This window comes from Pseudoalteromonas sp. '520P1 No. 423' (assembly GCF_001269985.1).
GTDB lineage: Bacteria > Pseudomonadota > Gammaproteobacteria > Enterobacterales > Alteromonadaceae > Pseudoalteromonas.
The window spans coordinates 3,048,983-3,068,192 of the sequence record NZ_BBZB01000001.1 but is presented as its reverse complement, the minus strand read 5'-3'; the positions used below and the strand labels follow the sequence as shown (position 1 = coordinate 3,068,192).

Genomic DNA, 19,210 nt, shown 5'->3' with positions numbered 1-19,210 from the left:
ACAATATCAAAAAGATAGACAATATGATCAATGAAAAAGATACGTTAGCTCAATCATTAGAGCTAAACCGCCAAGAGCAAGATCCATTATTAGGATGCTTAGTTTTTTTAAGTAAATTTTATGGAAAACCATTTTCAGCTGAAGCTATGAGTTCGGGCCTCCCCTTAGAAGATGGTAAATTATCTCCTAAATTGATGCCAAGAGCAGCACTTAGAGCTGGGATGGAAACTAAACTTAAGAAAAAAGAATTAAAAAAATTACCCTCTTTAATGTTGCCATGTGTTTTGATGCTAAAAGATGGCCGAGCATGTGTTTTACTATCTTATAAAGAAGATAAATTAGAAATTGTATGGCCTGATTTACCTTCTAGTCACGATCTTATTGAACGAGAGCAAATAGAAGACGAATATTCTGGATATTGTTTTTATATCAGAAAGCGATACCGATTTGATGAAAGGGCAAAAGAAACTTTAAAAACCAACCATGGTCATTGGTTTTGGAGCACATTAAAGCTTTCTACACCTATTTATAAAGATGTATTATTAGCAGCTTTTTTTGTAAATTTATTTGCAGTTAGCTCACCGCTATTTGTAATGAATGTATATGATCGGGTAGTACCCAATCAAGCATTAGATACGCTTTGGGTACTTGCTTTTGGTATGTTTATAATATTAGTTTTTGATTTTATTTTAAAAGAAATTAAAGCCCACCTACTCGAAACCGCCGCTAAAAAGTCAGATTTACTGTTATCTTCTACATTATTTGAGAAAACACTGAGCTTAGATATGAGCAATCGGCCGCCATCTGTGGGGGCTTTTGCTAAACAAATTCAAGAATTTGAATCTATAAGAGATTTTATCACATCAGCAACAGTATCAGCGCTTTTAGATGTACCATTTTCTCTCATATTTTTAATCATCATAGCGGTTGTTGCAGGCCCAATCGTTTGGATCCCTCTAGTAGGTATTATTATTATGCTTGTTTTCTCCTTTTGGATAAAAGGTAAAATTAAATTTGAAGTAGAGCAAGGTAGTCGTTTTTCAGTGCAAAAAAATGCGCATTTAGTTGAGTCTTTGCAAGGTATTGAGACAATAAAACTAACAGGTTCTGAAAGCCAATTTCAATCCAAGTGGGAACAACTAATAGGCCATATTGCAAACTGGAATATTAAGATAAAAAAATATGCGACATCTGTTGGTAGTGTGAATAGTCTTGTTGCCCAAGTTGCAAATGTATTTGTTGTTATTTTTGGTGTATATCAAATAACTGAAGGCAATATAAGCATGGGTGCGATGATTGCATCAGTTATGCTTACAGGTCGAGCTATGTCTCCATTTTCTCAAGTTGCATTATTGATCACTAGATACAACCAAGCGCATTCAGCGCTCAATACACTTGATGAAATAATGGAATTACCAGGTGAAAATATGGATAGATATTTACACCGCGGTCATTTTGATGGTGAAATTAAATTTGAAAAAGTCAATTTTGCTTATCCAGGTGCTCAAATAAATGCTTTGACTGATGTTAGCTTCAATATAAACAGTGGTGAAAAAGTTGCTATTATTGGTCGCATTGGTGCAGGTAAAACATCTATTGAAAAACTATTGGTTAACTTTTATCAACCTTCAGAAGGTGCTATAAGAATAGATGGGATTGATATCAAACAAATTAGTCCTGCTGATTTGCGTCAAAAAATAGGTTGTCTGGCACAAGATAGTACATTATTTTTTGGTTCTATTCGTGACAATATCACTTTGGGTGTACCACATGTAGATGACGCTCTTATAACCCGAGCTGCTGGCCTTGCTGGTGTAACCAGATTTACTGATATCGATCCTGAAGGATTAGATAGACAAGTAGGAGAGCGAGGGTGCTATTTATCTGGTGGACAACGTCAGGCTGTAGCACTTGCTAGGGCTCTGTTATTTAATCCTCCAATGCTAGTGCTTGATGAGCCAACAAGTAGCATGGATAATTTTTCAGAATCAGAAATTAAAAATAATATAAAAGGCATTATTCAAGATAAAACATTTATCTTGATCACCCACAAAGCAAGTATGCTAGATCTTGTTGATCGTATATTAGTCATGGAAAGAGGACGTCTTGTTGCTGATGGACCAAGAGATAAAGTATTAGAAGCCTTAAAGTCAGGTAAAATAAAGGCGGCATTGTGATGAAAGATAATTCTTTTAAAGAAATTGATACCAGTTTTATTGATGATATTAATGCTGCTATTTTATTAACTTCACCAAATAGATCGCGAAACTTATTATATGTCATTACAGGATTTTGTTTTTGCGTTTTAATCTGGGCCTATTTTGCAGCACTTGATGAAGTAACTGTCGGATCAGGAAAAGTAATACCCTCTTCTCAAATTCAAGTTGTGCAAAACTTAGAAGGAGGGATTTTATCTAAAATTTTTATAAAAGAAGGACAGAAAGTAACTAAAGGTGAAGAGTTACTCAGGATAGATGATACCCGATTCTTAGCCGATTTTCGTGAAAAAGAGCAGGAAGTCATGCAATTACAGCGTAGAGCTGTTCGTTTAAAAGCAGAGCTTGCCAGTGTTAAATGGTCTAAAAATATTAGCCCACGCTTGTGGAAACAACAAATTAAAATTATACCGCAATCATTTAATATCTCTCTTGCCGAACAAGAGACGTTTTCTGATATTTATCGTACTGAGGTAGCAAGCTTTAATGCCAATATTAGTAACTTTAAAAAACAGTTAAATGTGATGGCTAATCAAATTCAGCAAAAAGAGCAAGAAGTTGAGTCTTTGAAGTCCCGAGTTAAACATGTTCAGACAAGTTATCAACTGGGCTTGGAAGAGCTCAATTTAACAGAACCTTTAGCTAACAAAGGTGTTATTTCTCCTGTTGAATTTTTAAAGCTCAAACGTCAAATAAATGAACTTAAACAACAAATGGAAGAAGCTGAACTGGCTTTACCAAGAAGTAGAACCGCTTTAACCGAAAGTATTAGTAAACGACAAACTTTAGTGAGTGAATATCAAAAGGAAACTCAAGAGTTATTAACTAAGGTAGAAGCACAGTTAGCACAATTGACAGAAAAACAGGTTAATTTAAAAGATAAAGTAAATAGAACATCGATAACATCACCTGTAGCAGGTACTATAAAAGCGCTAAATGTAAATACTGAAGGTGGCGTCATTCAGCCTGGCATGGATTTAGTTGAAATCGTACCAATTGAAGACCAACTTTTAATTGAAGCGAAAGTATCACCAAAAGATATCGCATTTTTAAGACCTGGTTTAAAAGCTATTGTAAGATTTACGGCTTATGACTTTGCCATATATGGTGGTATTGAAGGCAAACTTGAAAATATCAGTGCAGATTCATTTGAAGATGAGAAAGGCGTTAGTTATTATCTGATCACTGTGAGAACAGAAGATAACTATCTTGGTGATAAATCAAAAAAGTTACCAATAATACCAGGCATGACTGCATCAGTTGATGTTATGACGGGTAAGAAAACAGTTTTAGAATATTTATTAAAACCAATTTTAAGGGCTCAACAGAGTGCTTTAAGAGAAAGATAAAAATATTTTTATCACCTAAGAATCACACATTATTTTGAAAAAGGATTGATCATGTTCCACAAAACAAAAATAACATCAGCTATTATTTTAATGAGCACTTTGCTTAGTACAACTGTATCTGCACAATCTTTAGAAGAAGCTGTTGAAAGAACATTATCAAGTGAACCAAAAATAGCTGAGGCTTTTCATTTATATAAAGCTTACCAACAAGATGTTGGCATTGCTAAAAGTGGTTACTTACCACAAATAGACTTACAAGCAGGGTATGGTTATGAGAATACAAATAGCCCAACAACACGTATTGTAAATGACACATCAAGAGAGCTAACAAGAGGTGAATTATCGGTATCACTAAAGCAAAAGATATTTGATGGTTTTGCAGTGATGGATAATGTTAAAAGAACAAAGTTTGAAGCAACTGCATCGCAATATGCGCTATATGGTTTAGCTGAAGATCAAGCATTAAAAGTTGCATCAGTATATTTAGGTGTATTAGAGGCAAAAAAAATACTAAGTCTGTCAGAGCGAAACTTAAAAGCACACAAAAAAGTATATGACCAAATTAAAGATCGCGTATCGCAAGGTTTAGGCTCAAATGCTGATTTAGCGCAAATTGAAGGGCGATTAGCAAGAGCACAAGTTAATGTTATTTCATCAGAGCATAATCTATTAGATGCCAACAGTAAGTTTGTAGATATTGTTGATCAAAAACCTGAAGATTTAAAATGGCCAGTAGCAGATGCTGATATGTTTCCTAAATCACTTAATAATGCATTAGCAACGGCAAGAGAAGATCACCCTGTATTACTTTCTGCCTATAATGATATACAGGCTGCTTCTGCAAAATTAGAAATTGGCAATAGCAATTTTTATCCTAAAATAAGCTTTGAAGTAGGTGCTTCGCATAATAACGATATGGATGGAACAAAAGGGTATAATGAAGATTTAACCGCAATGCTGAGAATGAAATATAATTTATATGCAGGTGGCGCAGATAGTGCTGGAAAATTAAAAGCAGCTTACCAAGAAGCACAAAGTAAAGATATATACGCACAAACCTTAAGACAAGTATTGCAAAGTACTAAGTTATCATGGCGTGCTCAGGTTTATTTAAATAAACAAATACCATTTTTACAGCACCATGTAGACTCGGCAAAACAAGCTCAAAGTATATATGAAGAGCAGTTTTTCTTAGGAAAACGTAGTTTACTTGATTTGTTAGATACCAGTAATGAGCTATTTGAAGCTAGAAAAACTTATACTTCGGTAGAGCATTCTCAGTTACTTGCACAATATCGTGTATTGGCTTCCACTGGTAAATTACTTGCCTCATTAAGAGTTGAAAAACCAAAACAATGGAGCCAACAACAATGATTAAAAAAGCGATGTTCGGTAGTTTGCTTATTATCCTAACTGCCTGTAGTTCGCAACCAGAACTTAGCTATAGCACAAAAAAAAGTGCATCACTTGCAGATGATGACGCCGATGGTGTCATTAATGCGCGAGATTTATGCGCATATACTTTTGAAGGTGCACAAGTTACAAATGATGGTTGTCCTACAGTAACAGATACATTATTAACTATGGACTTAAACATTTTGTTTGATAATGACTCTTCATTTGTAAAACCTCAATATCATAGAGAGTTGGTTAAACTTGCTGATATGATTAACAGAACTGATGATATTAAGCTTGAGCTTGAAGGCCATGCGAGTTCAGTTGGCAGTGAAAAATATAATCTCGCACTATCTCTTAAACGAGCCAAAGAAGTTAAACGCCTATTGGTTAATAACCACGGGGTAAACTCGAGTAAGCTTGTTGCAGTACCTTTTGGTGAGAGTCAATTGGCAACACAAGGTGGTTCTGAAAGTCATCATAGTAAAAATAGAAGAGTGGTGCTTTACATTCAAATAAAAAATCAAAAAGATCTTTTAAGATGGAACATTTTCACAACAGAAAATAAAAAAAATGAAAGGTTTAAAGGTTATTAATTGATGATAAAGCGCTTTATTGTCATATCTCTATGTGTGGTTTTACCGCTATGGGGTGATTCAAATAAAGCCTTTGATTGGGATAAACTTGAACTCCAATTAAAAAATCAATATGGGCCCCGAGCGGGCCTAAGATTACGGGCATGGGAGAAAGTACTTACTGACCCTAACTTAGTTACAGATTTAAATAAGTTAGAAAGAGTGAATCACTTTTTTAATTTATTAAATTTTGTTGATGATATCCCTTTGTGGGGGAAAAAGGATTATTGGGCAACGCCATTAGAGTTTATTGGTGCAAATGGTGGAGATTGTGAAGATTTTAGTATTGCCAAATACTTTAGTTTACTAGAGCTAGGTATACCAGAAAATAAACTTCGTATAACCTATGTTAAAGCTCTTAGTTTGAATCAATTCCATATGGTATTAGCTTACTATGAAACACCTTCATCAATACCGCTTATTTTAGATAATATCAATCCTAAGATTTTACCTTCAACTCATAGACGAGACTTACTGCCCATTTATAGCTTTAATGGTGAAAACCTTTGGTTAAGTAAGGTCAAAGGTCAAGGTAAGTTAGCTGGAAAATCTAGCAGATTACAGAGTTGGAACAAATTAAGAAGTCGCTTCAGCGCCGCGTCCTTGCGAACACCTTTGTATTCATTAGATTAATATTAATTATGTGGATAATCTAAATCTATATTAACTGCATTGATGCAGGTAATTATGTTTGCTCTGTAACTAATACCTGTGTTTTTACAAACTTATAATTCAGTTGGAATTTGAATGAACTGTCCCTGACAGGCATCACATTCAAGTTCTTTTATCTGGTTAAGTATCTCATCACTTTCTATATGACAGGCAATTACCTTTATACCTAAGCTATGACAGACTTGATTTACAGCCTGAATATAATAGTTATTTTCAGTGTGATTTATTAGGTCTTTAATATAACTACCATCAAGTTTAATAAAGTCGAGATCTAGGCCTCTAAGATATTTAAATGATGTAAAGCTAGTGCCAAATCTTTCGATACAAATACTGATCCCTAAAGTTTTAAATAAATTAATGTGTTTTGTTGCAAGTTCTACATCCTTAAGTAAGGCGGTTTCATTAATCTCAAATATTAACCTTTCTCTGCAATATTCATTTTCAGTCATAAACTCTTTGAGCCATAGATAAAATGAGGTACTGAATAGTGATTGTTGGCTTAAGTTTATGGCGAGTGTGTTATCTTGAACGGTTGAGACAAAATTAATAGCTGTTGTGATGAGCTTTATATCTAGCTCTTGTGTTAACTTTAATCTTTCAGCCATCGCAAACAACTGATTATTAGGAATAACTTTGTCATCATAATAAAATTTAGCGAGTAACTCATCATATAAAACATTGACATTATTAATCTCTTTTACCGGTTGATATAAAAATTGTATATGGCCCGTACTCATTATATTTTCAATGAGGGTTTTCCAATCTTGTAATCCGATAGATAAGCCGGAATTCTCAGAAAATATAGTTTCCTTGATTTTTAATTGTGACGAATCTTGAGTGACTAAATTATCTAAATCAATTAATAACTTTTTCATCGAGTCGCTATTTTTATATGGTGTTGCGACTAACTTAGCAAAACCGTCTGGATAAAGATTATTATCAAGAGATAAAAACTGGTTATTTAACGATCTTATTTCGTATTGGCAAAGAGAAGTCGATTGCGCGATGGTTACTATAAAACTACCACCATTGATCCTATAAATTTTGGTGCCTTCAATTTCTTTGAAAGCAATTTTTAATTCATTAACTGCAGATAATACGTATTTATCACCTGCTTGATAACCACTCTCATTATTTACTTTTTGTAATGATGGTAGTTCAATTAAAGCAATAGTTGCTGATTCATCATCTGAAATATCAGACAAGCTTGCATTGAATTGACTTTCAAAAGCACGACGGTTAGCTAATCCTGTTAACTTATCTAAATAAGCTTCTTCAGTTATTTTTTCAGCCTGGCGAGTCATTGAATCAAAGTTTTTTTGCACATTGGCAACCATAGAATTTAATGCTTCTATTACAACTTTGAGCTCTCTAGTAAATGGTTTTGCGCCGTTATGGATAAACTGTTTTTTGGAAACTGAAATTGCTTGATGCTCAACCATAGCTAACGGTTTCAATACTGCGCTTAAAATGAAATATGCGATAATTAAACTAAATAAGAGAATAAAGAAAAATGCGATAAATGCTTTGCTACCATATTGCCATAATTGGAAATAAGAAACACCCGCATGGCTGGTTACAGATAAGTTACCAACAATCTGCCATCCATTATTTATTTCACTTACTCTTGTAGGAGGAGACAACGCAAACATATCAATAAACCAAGCTGGGACAGTATCGACCTGATTTGGGTTTTGGCGGTTAATAAGGACTTTACCATCAATGGTTTTAAGCTCCATAGCGGCATAATATCCAGAATCAAAAATCGCGGAAACCATAGTTTCTGCAATAATGATATTTTCTTCATCTAAATAAGGGGAAATTGATAAGCCTAAACTGGTTGCAGTATCTTGGGCGTGGCTACCCATTTGCTCATTTAAATAATCTTTTGTATGTTCTACGCTTATTAATAAACTACCAATAAACGATACTATGCCTAAAAAAATGACTAAACCATAAATTTGCGTTTTAAGACTGGCGCCTTTTCTGGTTTCACTTCGCATTTTAGTTCCCTTTATTTCTTATTATGCGTTGGTATGTTAACTCAATAACTTGTAAAAGTTAATGAACAGATGAATAACATTTTTTAAATAAATAGTCATTAAATACATGATTGAAAGCCAAAAACTAAAAAAACCCAAAGATTTCTCTTTGGGTTTTTAATATATCAAATTAAAGTTGAAATTAACGTGTCGCTGTTACTTCTAACTCTTCTTCAAGGTTTTCTTCTTCAGTATGATGGCTATCACCTTCAGCACCATGCATCCAATAAATAAGTTTGTTAGCACTTAAGAATATAATAAGACCAGTTGCTAATGCAGCAAAACCAACAGACATAAAGATATTACCTGCGTTATTAACCATTTCTTGACCTTCGCCAACAAATGAACCAATAAATGCAGCCAGTTTATTTGATAATGCAGTGAATAAGAACCAAATTCCCATTAATACAGAAGCATATTTAAGTGGGGCTAGTTTTGTCACTAGAGATAAACCGATAGGGGATAAACATAATTCACCTAATGTGTGGAATAAATAAGCGAATACTAAGAATAGCATTGTTACTTTAACAGTTGTATCACCACCTTGTACCATAGTCGCCCATAACATAACAAAGAAACCGAGTGCTAAGAATAACATCGCTAAAGCAAATTTAACCGGTGATGTTGGCTCTTTTTTGCCCATTTTAACCCAAACTGTGGCAATGACAGGGGCTAATAAAATAATGAACATTGCATTAAGAGATTGGAACCAAGAAGCTGGTACTTCAAAACCCATTAAGTCACGGTTGGTAAATTCTGAAGCATATATTGTAAATAAACCACCGGCTTGTTCAAATCCAGCCCAGAAAATAACAGAAAACATACTCATGATTAAAATAACTTTCATACGATCAAAGTCTTCTTTAGTCAGAGGCACATCTGCTTTTTTATCGCCTTTAGTGCGTTTAGCTGAAGGCTCAACACCAATATTACCAAGGTATTTATTTGCTAAAGTAAGTTGTAAAACTAAACCAATTAACATACCACAACCTGCTGCGATGAAACCGTAGTGCCAGTTTACTTGCTCGCCTAAATAGCCAACAATTAGTGGTGCAATAAATGCACCTAAGTTAATACCCATATAGAAAATAGTAAAAGCACCATCGCGACGATGATCGCCATCATCATATAATTCGCCAACTAAGCTAGATACGTTTGCTTTAAAAAAACCATTACCGATTACGATTAATGTTAGACCAAGATAAAAAACTTCTTCTTCCATGCCAACTAGCATAGTTTTAGGAATACCTAAGGTAAAATAACCTGCAGCGAAAATAATGCCACCAAAGATAATTGCTTTTCGTTGACCAATATAGTTATCGGCTAACCAACCACCTATTAAAGGAGTAACATAAACCGCCATGGTAAATGTACCGTAAAGTCCTAATGCTTCAGCAGGGGTCCAACCAAAACCGCCATCTTGAACGCTAGCTACGAGGTAAAGTACCAAAATGGCACGCATACCGTAATAACCAAAACGTTCCCACATTTCGGTACCAAACAGTAAGAACAGCCCCTTGGGGTGTCCTAAAAAATCTCCAGTCTTTGGAATCGAACTCATTGTTAATTTCCTAAATCAATTTATCGTGTTGGCCTGTATGTTATAATTGTTTCGTTTAATTAAGGTATTAATCACCTAGTATTAAACGGATGGCCATGTGTGTTTTTTTATTGGTAATAGTCGACAATCTATTTTATTTGAACATTTTTCTCTATTGAAAAGCGTTAAATGGGCATAAAAACAGGTCATGTGTATAAAATTACCGAAAGTCAGTATACATAGACCTAAGTATTAGTAAAAGCATTAGCTGCTCTGAGTAGTGAGTGATGTAAATAATAAGTATAAAAAACGGACAAATATATATGAAACATGGCTTTTCTACACCTGATCCCCAAAGCAATATTAACTTTGCAGTATTCAAACAGGTGATCCCATACTTAACCGAGTACAAAAATCGTATCATCTTGGCATTTTTATGCTTAGCTTTGGCTAAAGTAGCTAGTGTTTATTTACCTTTCATTCTAAAGAACACGGTTGATTTATTAGATGAGCAACAAAGCATTACTTCCCCAGAACTTGTTTTGCCTTTAATGTTAGTGGCCGCCTACGGCATAGTTAGGTTTGCTAATGTATTATTTTCAGAATTAAGAGACGTTCTTTTTGGTCGCGTAACAGAACATGCAATGAGAAGGATCAGCCTTGAGGTATATACGCATATTCACCAACTAGATTTGGAGTTTCATCTCAATAGAAAAACAGGAGGCTTGGCTAGAGACATAGAAAGGGGCGTATCAGGTATTAGTTTTGTTATGCGCTTTTTTGTTTTTAATATTGGACCTACAATATTAGAGTTAAGCTTTGTTATAGGTATATTAAGCATCAATTATGGCATTGAGTATGCGTTAATTATTATATTTGCAGTGGTTTTATATGTATTGTTTTCCGTAAAAGCGACAAATTGGCGATTAAAATACATTAAACAAGCTAACCTTGCAGATAATCAATCAAATACCCGCGCTGTTGATAGCTTATTAAACTTTGAAACAGTTAAATATTTTAATAATGAGAAATATGAACAAACTCAATACGATACTGATTTAGCTAATTGGCAAGTTGCGAGACGTAAAAATAGATTGTCGCTATTTATTTTAAATGGTGGCCAAGCTTTAATAATCGCAATGGCGATGACTGTAACTTTAGCACTGGCTGCGATCGATGTTAGTCAAAAAAATATGACTCTGGGTGATTTTGTATTAGTGAATGCTTTTATGATGCAAATTTTTATTCCATTAAACTTCTTAGGTTTTGTCTATAGAGAAATCAAAGGGTCATTAGCAAATATAGAAAACATGTTTGCGCTACTTAGTGTGAAATCAAATATAACAGAGGATAAAGATGCGCCTGATTTAAAGCTTAAAAATGCAGATATCGAGTTTGAAAATGTGAGTTTTGCTTATAAAAATAAGACTAACACCATAACTGAACTCAGTTTTAAAATTAAATCAGGGCAAAAAGTTGCGATCGTAGGCCCTAGTGGCGCAGGAAAATCTACTATCACTAAATTACTTTATCGGTTTTATGATATTAATGAAGGGCAGATACTCATTAGTCAGCAAAATATACTAGATTATTCTTTAGAGTCTGCCCGAAAGCAAATCGCAATTGTGCCCCAAGATACTGTGTTATTTAATAATAGTATTTTAGAAAATGTGCGTTATGGCAGATTAGATGCAACAGATGATGAAGTTAAACAAGCGATTAATGATGCACAATTGAGTCACTTTATTGATTCACTACCTGATAAGTTAAACACTCAAGTAGGAGAGCGAGGATTAAAACTCTCTGGTGGAGAAAAACAAAGAGTTGCTATTGCACGAAGTTTATTGAAAAAAACCCCCATTTTAATTTTTGACGAAGCGACATCATCATTAGATAGCCACAATGAAGCTGCCATTATGGAAACACTAAGAAACATTGCAACGGGACATACAAGTCTGGTTATTGCACATAGGTTGTCAACTATCATAGATGCAGATGAAATATTTTATATGGATAAAGGGAAAATAAAAGAGCAGGGAACACATATTGAATTACTTAATAAAAATGGTTTTTATGCCGCTTTATGGCAGGTTCAGTCTCATAAAAATTAAAATTAAAGCCTAAATAAAGGCGTTTTAGTTCTAACATATAAGTTTTAAAATATTAAAAATGTGCAAAATTCTTTACAAAATGAGTTTTTTTATATGTAAATTGCAGTATGATTCAGCTATCTGAAATTTATATGCTCTGAGGTTTTATGCGTCTGGAAATTCATTGTGCTGATCGTATGGGGATCGCACAGGAAGTATTGAATATTTTAGTAAGTTATCAAGTCGATTTAAAAGGCATTGAAGTAGATGCTATCAATAGTAAAATGTTTATTTCAATGCCGCCGATTGAGTTTGAAACTTTTCAAAAACTGATGCCTGAAATTCGTCTGATTGATGGTGTAGAAGATGTTAAAACAACTGCTTTTATGCCATCAGAAAGAGAACATAATGAACTCAAAACCTTATTAAGTGTTTTACCTGATGGTATTATTTCTATTGATACTAAAGGTTGTGTTCGCCTATGTAATGATGCCGCAGCAAGAGATTTAAACATTGATAAGTTCGAAGTCATAGATTTAAATATTAATAATCTATTAAAAGGTTTTAACTTTAATCGCTGGCTAGAAAGCGATGAAGTGCTGGGCCAAACGGTGAGAGTTGAGGTCTCAGGTGAAGATTTCATTGCTGATATTTTACCTATCTCCGTACCTGATGCATCTAGTGAAGATATATTAGCCGGTGCGGTTATTAATATTAAATCTCAAAGTCGCTTAGGTCAACAAGTAAGTGTATTTAGACGCTACGGCCAAGAAAGCTTTTCTTCTATACAAAGTCAAAGTACTGCAATGCGACGTGTAGTTCGAGAAGCGAAAAGAATTTCTCATTTAGAGGCACCAATTTTGATTTTAGGAGAGACTGGCACAGGCAAAGAATTACTTGCTAGGGCATGTCATTTCTCATCTAACCGTTCTATGAAACCTTTCTTAGCATTATCTTGTGCCTCTTTACCTGATAACGTTGCGGAGTCCGAATTATTTGGTCATATCGATCATACTAATGAATCACTGACCAAACGGGGAATTTTAGAACAAGCAGATGGTGGTACTGTTTTTTTAGATGAAGTTGGGGAAATGTCTACTCAGCTACAAACTAAATTATTAAGATTTTTACAAGATGGTACATTTCGTCGTGTTGGTGATGAAAATGAAGTAAAGGTAAATGTTCGCATTATCGCAACGACACAAAAAGATTTGCCAGGTATGGTACAAGAAGGGGCTTTTCGTGAAGACCTTTACTATCGTATTAATGTACTTACTTTAGATATTGCACCATTGAGAGATAGAAAGGCTGATATCTCACCGCTTTCAAATCATTTTATACAAAAATATGCCCATCAAATGGGTGTGAAAGTGCCAGAATTAACGCCTGAGTGCCTCGCATTTTTAGAGCAATACCCATGGCCTGGCAATATAAGGCAGTTAGAAAATGCTTTATATAGAGCGGTTTCTTTATTGGATGATGAAAAACTTGGGATTGAACATTTACAGTTACCAAGTTTTACAAATGATTTAGGCTATTTGGAATCTGATTTTGAAGGCAGTTTAGATCAAGCCGTGAAACGTTTTGAATCTACTTTACTTCGTAAATTATACCCCGCTTACCCAAGCTCAAGGCAGCTGGCTAAGCGACTCGGGTTAAGTCACACCGCAGTGGCAAATAAATTAAGAGAGTACGGTATTAACCGTAAAACAATTAAAGTTTAAAAGTATATTCTTAATTAGCCAGTTTATAGATTAAAACCTAACATGGGTTATTCTCGTTTGTTAGGTTTTTTATTTTTTAGTACCAAAATCTTTTGTCACACCTTCAATTGAAATGCCTTTTATCCCATCTTCATTAAACTTTATGGTTAGGCTTGCTGCTCGACTGGTGAAAAAATACTGGTTATCGTCCAGGGTCAAAACATAATTACCTAATACTTTATTTTCGAATTTTTGTTTTTCTAATTTCACTGTATGTTTATCAATTTGCCATTCAAACTGTTCAAAATATCCTTTAGCAAATTCTTGCACCCATACTGTTTTTTCATTTTTACTAATAGCTAACGCAATAGAGTAGGAGTCAGGTACTTGCTCCATTGAATATGGTTTATTACCTATAGTGAATTTTTGTGTTTTATCATTCCATGCGAAACCAAAGTTGAATGGTTTGGAAATACCAGTCGGGTAAGAAAGTGTGCCATCCCCTTTAAAATTGAAGTTTGCAAAAGCAGGTAAAGAAAGAAAAAAAGTTGATAGGAGGAGGGTACATTTATTTTTATTAAGCATAGTTATACCTCTGTTTATTTACGATAAAATTTTTTACTTAATAAAAAAGTATAAACGAAAATGAAATTGTTGCTAGTAGATGAACAGAGTTAAAATTGAACTATTAAAAGGAAATTAGCCAATTACGTAATGTAATTGGCTTATTTTCTAGAAATATAACTTTGAAAAAAGATCTAGAATTTATATTTCATACCTAACATAAATACTGTTGGATCAATGGCAACAATTGAAGTAAGTGCTTTTTTACCGTCAGCAAATACTTCTGCATCACTATCAATATCCATGTATGAGGCCATCGCATGAATGCTCCATTTTTCATTTAACATGTAGTTAAAACCTATTTGTGCAGCTAAACCAAATGAATCGTCTAATTTGATTTCAACATCATCAGTGCCAAGAGTATCTTTAAGATCTTGTCCTGCTTGCTCATCAAAAAACATTGTGTAGTTAATACCTGCACCTACGAATGGGCGAAATGCCGCATTTGAATCACCAAAATGATATTGTGCTAGTAATGTTGGTGGTAACTGTTTAGTTGAGCCAATATCAGCGCCAGCTAAACCTACTTCGCCTGAAAAGTCATGGCTAAATGGTGTTGCTGCAATTAACTCTAATACCCAGTTATCATTTAAAGCGTAATCAAAAGTAATACCTAACTGCGTGTTTGAATCAACACCTAAACCTAGAGAAGGATCTTGGTCGATATTTGATGTGCCACTATCTGGTGCTACTGTAATAGCACCAATGTTTACGCTTAAATTATCAAGAAAATCTGCATGTGCAAAAGGTGTTGTAATAAGAGTCGCTGCTACTAAAGATGATTTTAATACATTTCTCATAATTGTGCTCCGATGTTATGAGTGATTTCAGTTAATGACGACATTATCTTTTCTTTTCGCTTGCAGTTATTTGATGTAGATCAAGTAATTAAATGCTCTAAATTATCCTATTGTAAAAATTGATTTAGATTAAGTTACAGTGAAATTAACCTTTATTTTTATGTGGTTTTAATGCTTGGATCTGTTCTAAAATTTTTATTTAATTGAAGTTTATTTAATTTTAAAAAGGTGTATTTGCCAATTACCAAATACATGTGTAAATATATTGTTAATTCTTAAAACTTTAAGTAAACTAGTTTCGAACAAAAAACGTTCTAATAAAACCAAATAATAAAAATAAAAAATTGGAGTGATTATGAATAGGGCAACCAGTCGTGGGATCCGACTTAGTTCAGTAGCATGTGCAGTTGTTGTTTTAGCTGTTTCGGCTTGGTTTAATCAGGCATCTGCAAATGAGGTAAGCCCTGAGTCACATTTAAACTATTTTCTAGCACCGTGAAGCTTTAAAAACCACTTAGAGCAAGGTATTATTGTTCTAAGTGGTATGTAAATAATTTAAAAAGACAGAAAGTATTTATTAGTACTAGACTAATGTTAGAAAGCATACCTGTTGGAAAATTTCCTAATGTATTAACTGTGAATAAAATACTCATACCAAGCATAGCGGATACTTTTAGCCAAAAGCTATCTTTTATAAAAAAAGCACCCAAACACAAAATAAACCCTAAAATATTTATACTATTTAAAAAAACTTCTTCCATTATTCTTGCCTCAATTTCAAAGGAGGCTATTATCTTCAAGTCATGGTTTTACTTCAAACGAGATTTTTTTAGAATTTCACATTAGTTTTTCTAATCTAAAATCTTTCTTTATATAAAAAAATTGCTACAGCAACCGATCTTTCAGTATTAATTATCCTATATTTTTGGCAAGGCAGAGTTGTAATAGTCTCATGGCATAAAAATAAGTGGTTAGCACGAATGTTTGCATTTGCTTTAAGGTTAGAATCTAAAATAAAAGGTTTAAAATTATAAAACCCTGGCCAATAAATACTTTTATTTATAATACCCACTTTTTCATATGTAAGTAATTGAGGCTTAGGTGATATAAGATAAATAAGTGATAGAAAAACAATAAAGGCTAAAAATTTGATACTTTTAGTATTTGTTTTTTTTGCCTCATTAGTTAAGGTTTCAGACTTTTGAGTATTTTTACTTTGTGCAGGGCTCGGCTTAACCACTTGCTTTTTAGTTTTTTTTTGCTTTTTCTTAAGATCTTCGGGCTTAAGTAGCTTTTGTTGTTTTATTTTTATAGACATAATTATTATTTACTTGATAATAGAAAGTGTAACCGCAACAAATATTGTAATAGGTATATACTGTAAGTATAACAACAATCAGTGGAATGAATATATGAATGATAACTTTTCGGTTTTAATAGTTGATGACGTCGGTACTGTTCGAAACTTTCTTCATCAAACACTTCCCAATGTTTACAATTATGCGAAGAACATAAGTTTTCAATTGTATTTTTAGACATTGAACTTCCTGATGGCAATGGCAAAGATATTATCGCTAAATTAAATGAAATAAGTCCACAAACAAACGTTGTGATGGTTTCTGCTCACTCTACTGTAGAAAATGTCAAAGATGCAATTGATAAGGGAGCTAAAGGATTTGTTGTAAAACCTTTTTCCCCTAAAAAAATAGCCGCTATCTTAAAAAAATTCGCACCAGACCTTCAATTACCTTAATTATTAACCTCTCATATTTGCTGGCTATATTGAACGCTTTAAATAGTCAGCTAAACAGTCAATTCTATCTCTGCTGATATTCATATGACTGATTTAGTAATGAGCTAGGTTTGCTGCTTAATTGTTAGGATTGATATGGGTAGGGTTAATGACGTTTTTGTGGGTTAAATTTAAGATATAAAAAAACCGGCATGTGCCGGTTTTTTAAAAGCTAAAACAAAAGCGACTAAAGCGCTTTGATTTTTGCAGATAAACGGCTCTTGTTACGAGCTGCTTTGTTTTTGTGAATAAGACCTTTAGTTGCGTAACGGTCTAGAACTGGAACAGCAGCATTAAATGCTAAAGTTGCAGCTTCTTTGTCACCAGCTTCAATTGCTACTACTACTTTTTTGAAAAAAGTACGCATCATTGAACGACGACTTGCATTGTGTTTACGGCGTTTTTCGCTAGTTAAAGCGCGTTTTTTTGCAGACTTGATGTTAGCCAAGGTTTGCTCCTAACAATCTAAAAATAAAGCTTTGAATTTATGGCCGAGGAATATGCCTCTTTTTATTGAAAATGTCAATGGCCTTTATATAAAAACCACTAATTTAACGCATATTTATATTAAAACGATGAAATTTTCATTTCTTTAGCGTTTTAACACAGTAGGCCATCGCAGCAGTTAATGCGGAGATTATATCAAAGCTTATATGAATCGCCTAGTACCCAAGTACACTTATTATGTCATAATGCGTGTCCTTAAATTTATCAAAAAGGTTTAGCGTGGCAAAAGGTTTGTTTCGTTCAGGGGTGATAGTCAGTTTTATGACATTCCTTTCAAGAATACTCGGGTTAGTCAGAGATGCAGTAACAGCGCATTTATTAGGTGCAGGTGCTGCGGCAGATATATTCTTGTTAGCGAATAAAGTACCAAATTTTTTAAGGCGGTTATTTGCAGAAGGAGCATTTGCACAAGCATTTGTTCCAGTTTTAACTGAAGTAAAAGAACAACATGGTGATGATAAAGTCAGAATGTTTGTTGCAAATGCAGCGGGTACATTGGGTACTATTTTATTATCTGTTACTATTTTAGGTGTGATAGCTTCGCCTGTTATAGCTGCTTTATTTGGCGCTGGTTGGTTTGCATCTTCAGACTCTAGTATTTCAACAGATAAATATGCTTTATTATCTTTGATGCTTAAATTTACATTTCCTTATTTATTTTTTATTAGTTTAGTTGCCTTATCTGGCGCTGTCCTTAATGTATATAACAAATTTGCTGTTGCAGCGTTTACTCCCGTCTTGTTAAACATTTCAATTATAAGCTGTGCCTTGTATTTTCATGATAAATTTGATTTTGGCGCTTTATCGTTAGCGTTAGGTGTTTTTATTGGCGGAGTTGTACAGCTACTTTTTCAAATTCCATTCTTATATCGTGCAAAAATGTTAGCGAAACCAAAATGGGCTTGGCAAGATGAGAATGTAAAAAAAGTACGTAAATTGATGATCCCTGCTTTATTTGGTGTATCTGTAAGTCAAATAAATTTATTGCTTGATTCTGTTATTGCTACTTTTTTAATTAATGGTTCTATTGCGTGGTTATATTACTCAGATCGCTTAATTGAGTTTCCATTAGGCTTGTTTGGTATTGGTATTGCGACCGTTATTTTACCCGCATTATCTAAATTGCATGTAAATAAAGAAGGTACGGATTTTCAAGATACTTTAGATTGGGGTGTTAGGTTTGTGCTTTGGTTAGGTTTGCCTGCATTTATGGGGTTAATCGTTTTAAGTCCATTAATCATTACCGTTTTGTTTGGCCATGGCGCTTTTATCAATAGTGAAGTAGATCATGTTACTCAAGTCTCTTTCGGTGTAACTGCATATGCGGTGGGTTTAGTAAGCTTTATGCTTATAAAAGTACTAGCTCCAGGGTTTTATGCAAGGCAAGATACAAAAACACCAGTGAAAATAGGTATAGCGGCATTAATTTTAAATATGGTGTTTAATTTAATTTTGGCTTCATTTTTAGGTTATATCGGTTTAGCTTTGGCAACATCACTATCGGCAACGTGTAATGCGTTTTTATTATATTACTTTTTATCAAAACAAGGGGTTTATAAGTTTTCACGATATAGTGTTGGCTTTACCCTGAAATGCATAGTGTCTAGTTTAGTGATGGCATTTGTTACCTACTGGTGTGAACAACAATTAATATGGCAATCGATAGGGTTGGGGCAGCAGATAGTATATTTATTTTCATTGTTATTAATTGCGATTATTACGTATTTTTCTCTATTGTTTGTTTTTGGTATAAGAGTAAATACAATAAAAAATGTATCCTTTGCGAAAAAAAGTCTATAATCGCGACTTTGATATTTTAATAATAAAATTGTAGGTCATATTTAG

16 protein-coding genes and 1 pseudogene are annotated in these 19,210 nt (G+C 33.8%); 10 read left to right on the top strand and 7 right to left on the bottom strand.

The genetic code is table 11. The annotated features are described in order from the left end of the window. Positions 1–23 precede the first annotated feature (23 nt). Genes PSA_RS14000 through PSA_RS13980 form a run of 5 tightly spaced genes read left to right on the top strand, consistent with a single transcriptional unit; the run spans position 24 to position 6,228 of the window. Positions 24–2,177: a type I secretion system permease/ATPase gene (locus PSA_RS14000; protein WP_042148589.1), complete on the top strand. Its 2,154-nt coding sequence runs from the start codon at positions 24–26 to the stop codon at positions 2,175–2,177. Next, entirely contained in the window at positions 2,177–3,565 is a 1,389-nt protein-coding gene (locus PSA_RS13995) for an HlyD family type I secretion periplasmic adaptor subunit (RefSeq protein ID WP_042148593.1), read from the top strand. Before PSA_RS14000 ends, PSA_RS13995 begins: the two co-directional genes overlap by 1 nt. A 51-nt stretch (positions 3,566–3,616) precedes the next feature. After that, the gene (locus tag PSA_RS13990) at positions 3,617–4,939 is read left to right on the top strand and encodes a TolC family outer membrane protein (RefSeq protein WP_042148596.1); all 1,323 of its coding nucleotides are present in this window, start codon (positions 3,617–3,619) and stop codon (positions 4,937–4,939) included. Then, positions 4,936–5,556: an OmpA family protein gene (locus PSA_RS13985; RefSeq protein WP_052380112.1), complete on the top strand. Its 621-nt coding sequence runs from the start codon at positions 4,936–4,938 to the stop codon at positions 5,554–5,556. The genes PSA_RS13990 and PSA_RS13985 overlap by 4 nt, the downstream gene beginning before the upstream one ends. A 3-nt stretch (positions 5,557–5,559) precedes the next feature. Next, positions 5,560–6,228, top strand: a complete 669-nt coding sequence (locus tag PSA_RS13980) for a transglutaminase-like cysteine peptidase (protein WP_052380113.1) — start codon at positions 5,560–5,562, stop codon at positions 6,226–6,228. A gap of 92 nt (positions 6,229–6,320) precedes the next feature. On the opposite strand, the gene PSA_RS13975 is transcribed toward PSA_RS13980, so the two are convergent. Then, positions 6,321–8,270: an EAL domain-containing protein gene (locus tag PSA_RS13975; RefSeq protein ID WP_042148663.1), complete on the bottom strand. Its 1,950-nt coding sequence runs from the start codon at positions 8,268–8,270 to the stop codon at positions 6,321–6,323. 181 nt (positions 8,271–8,451) lie between these two features. After that, the gene (locus PSA_RS13970) at positions 8,452–9,870 is read right to left on the bottom strand and encodes a peptide MFS transporter (RefSeq protein ID WP_042148599.1); all 1,419 of its coding nucleotides are present in this window, start codon (positions 9,868–9,870) and stop codon (positions 8,452–8,454) included. 302 nt (positions 9,871–10,172) lie between these two features. On the opposite strand from PSA_RS13970, the gene PSA_RS13965 reads away from it, so the two are divergent. Beyond that, entirely contained in the window at positions 10,173–11,960 is a 1,788-nt protein-coding gene (locus PSA_RS13965) for an ABC transporter ATP-binding protein/permease (protein ID WP_042148602.1), read from the top strand. A 146-nt stretch (positions 11,961–12,106) separates the two neighbouring features. After that, the gene (tyrR, locus tag PSA_RS13960) at positions 12,107–13,663 is read left to right on the top strand and encodes a transcriptional regulator TyrR (protein WP_042148605.1); all 1,557 of its coding nucleotides are present in this window, start codon (positions 12,107–12,109) and stop codon (positions 13,661–13,663) included. Between the two features lie 69 nt (positions 13,664–13,732). Here tyrR and PSA_RS13955 read toward each other — a convergent pair whose 3' ends face one another. Then, positions 13,733–14,227 carry a hypothetical protein gene (locus tag PSA_RS13955; RefSeq protein WP_042148607.1) on the bottom strand — a complete coding sequence of 165 codons (495 nt, stop codon included), beginning with the start codon at positions 14,225–14,227 and terminating at the stop codon, positions 13,733–13,735. A gap of 173 nt (positions 14,228–14,400) precedes the next feature. Next, positions 14,401–15,066, bottom strand: a complete 666-nt coding sequence (locus PSA_RS13950; RefSeq protein WP_042148609.1) for an OmpW family protein — start codon at positions 15,064–15,066, stop codon at positions 14,401–14,403. Positions 15,067–15,421: 355 nt separating this feature from the next. Here PSA_RS13950 and PSA_RS25900 point away from each other — a divergent pair, with 355 nt between their 5' ends. Next, positions 15,422–15,565 carry a hypothetical protein gene (locus PSA_RS25900; RefSeq protein ID WP_193216543.1) on the top strand — a complete coding sequence of 48 codons (144 nt, stop codon included), beginning with the start codon at positions 15,422–15,424 and terminating at the stop codon, positions 15,563–15,565. Between the two features lie 28 nt (positions 15,566–15,593). Here the strand turns inward: PSA_RS25900 and PSA_RS13945 are convergent, their stop codons facing one another. Together PSA_RS13945 and PSA_RS13940 are read right to left on the bottom strand one after the other, a co-directional pair. Beyond that, a complete protein-coding gene (locus PSA_RS13945) occupies positions 15,594–15,827 on the bottom strand; it encodes a hypothetical protein (protein WP_042148613.1) in 234 nt (77 codons plus the stop codon). A gap of 95 nt (positions 15,828–15,922) precedes the next feature. Continuing rightward, on the bottom strand, positions 15,923–16,384 hold the full coding sequence (locus PSA_RS13940) for a hypothetical protein (RefSeq protein WP_042148616.1): 462 nt from the start codon (positions 16,382–16,384) through the stop codon (positions 15,923–15,925). A 94-nt stretch (positions 16,385–16,478) separates the two neighbouring features. On the opposite strand from PSA_RS13940, the pseudogene PSA_RS13935 reads away from it, so the two are divergent. After that, a pseudogene (locus PSA_RS13935) lies at positions 16,479–16,819 on the top strand (response regulator). A 226-nt stretch (positions 16,820–17,045) separates the two neighbouring features. Here PSA_RS13935 and rpsT read toward each other — a convergent pair. Next, on the bottom strand, positions 17,046–17,306 hold the full coding sequence (gene rpsT, locus PSA_RS13930) for a 30S ribosomal protein S20 (RefSeq protein ID WP_042148619.1): 261 nt from the start codon (positions 17,304–17,306) through the stop codon (positions 17,046–17,048). A gap of 320 nt (positions 17,307–17,626) precedes the next feature. Here rpsT and murJ point away from each other — a divergent pair, with 320 nt between their 5' ends. Beyond that, positions 17,627–19,165 (top strand): murein biosynthesis integral membrane protein MurJ, encoded by a 1,539-nt coding sequence (gene murJ, locus PSA_RS13925; RefSeq protein ID WP_042148668.1) that lies wholly within the window; start codon positions 17,627–17,629, stop codon positions 19,163–19,165. The last annotated feature ends 45 nt before the right edge of the window (positions 19,166–19,210 follow it).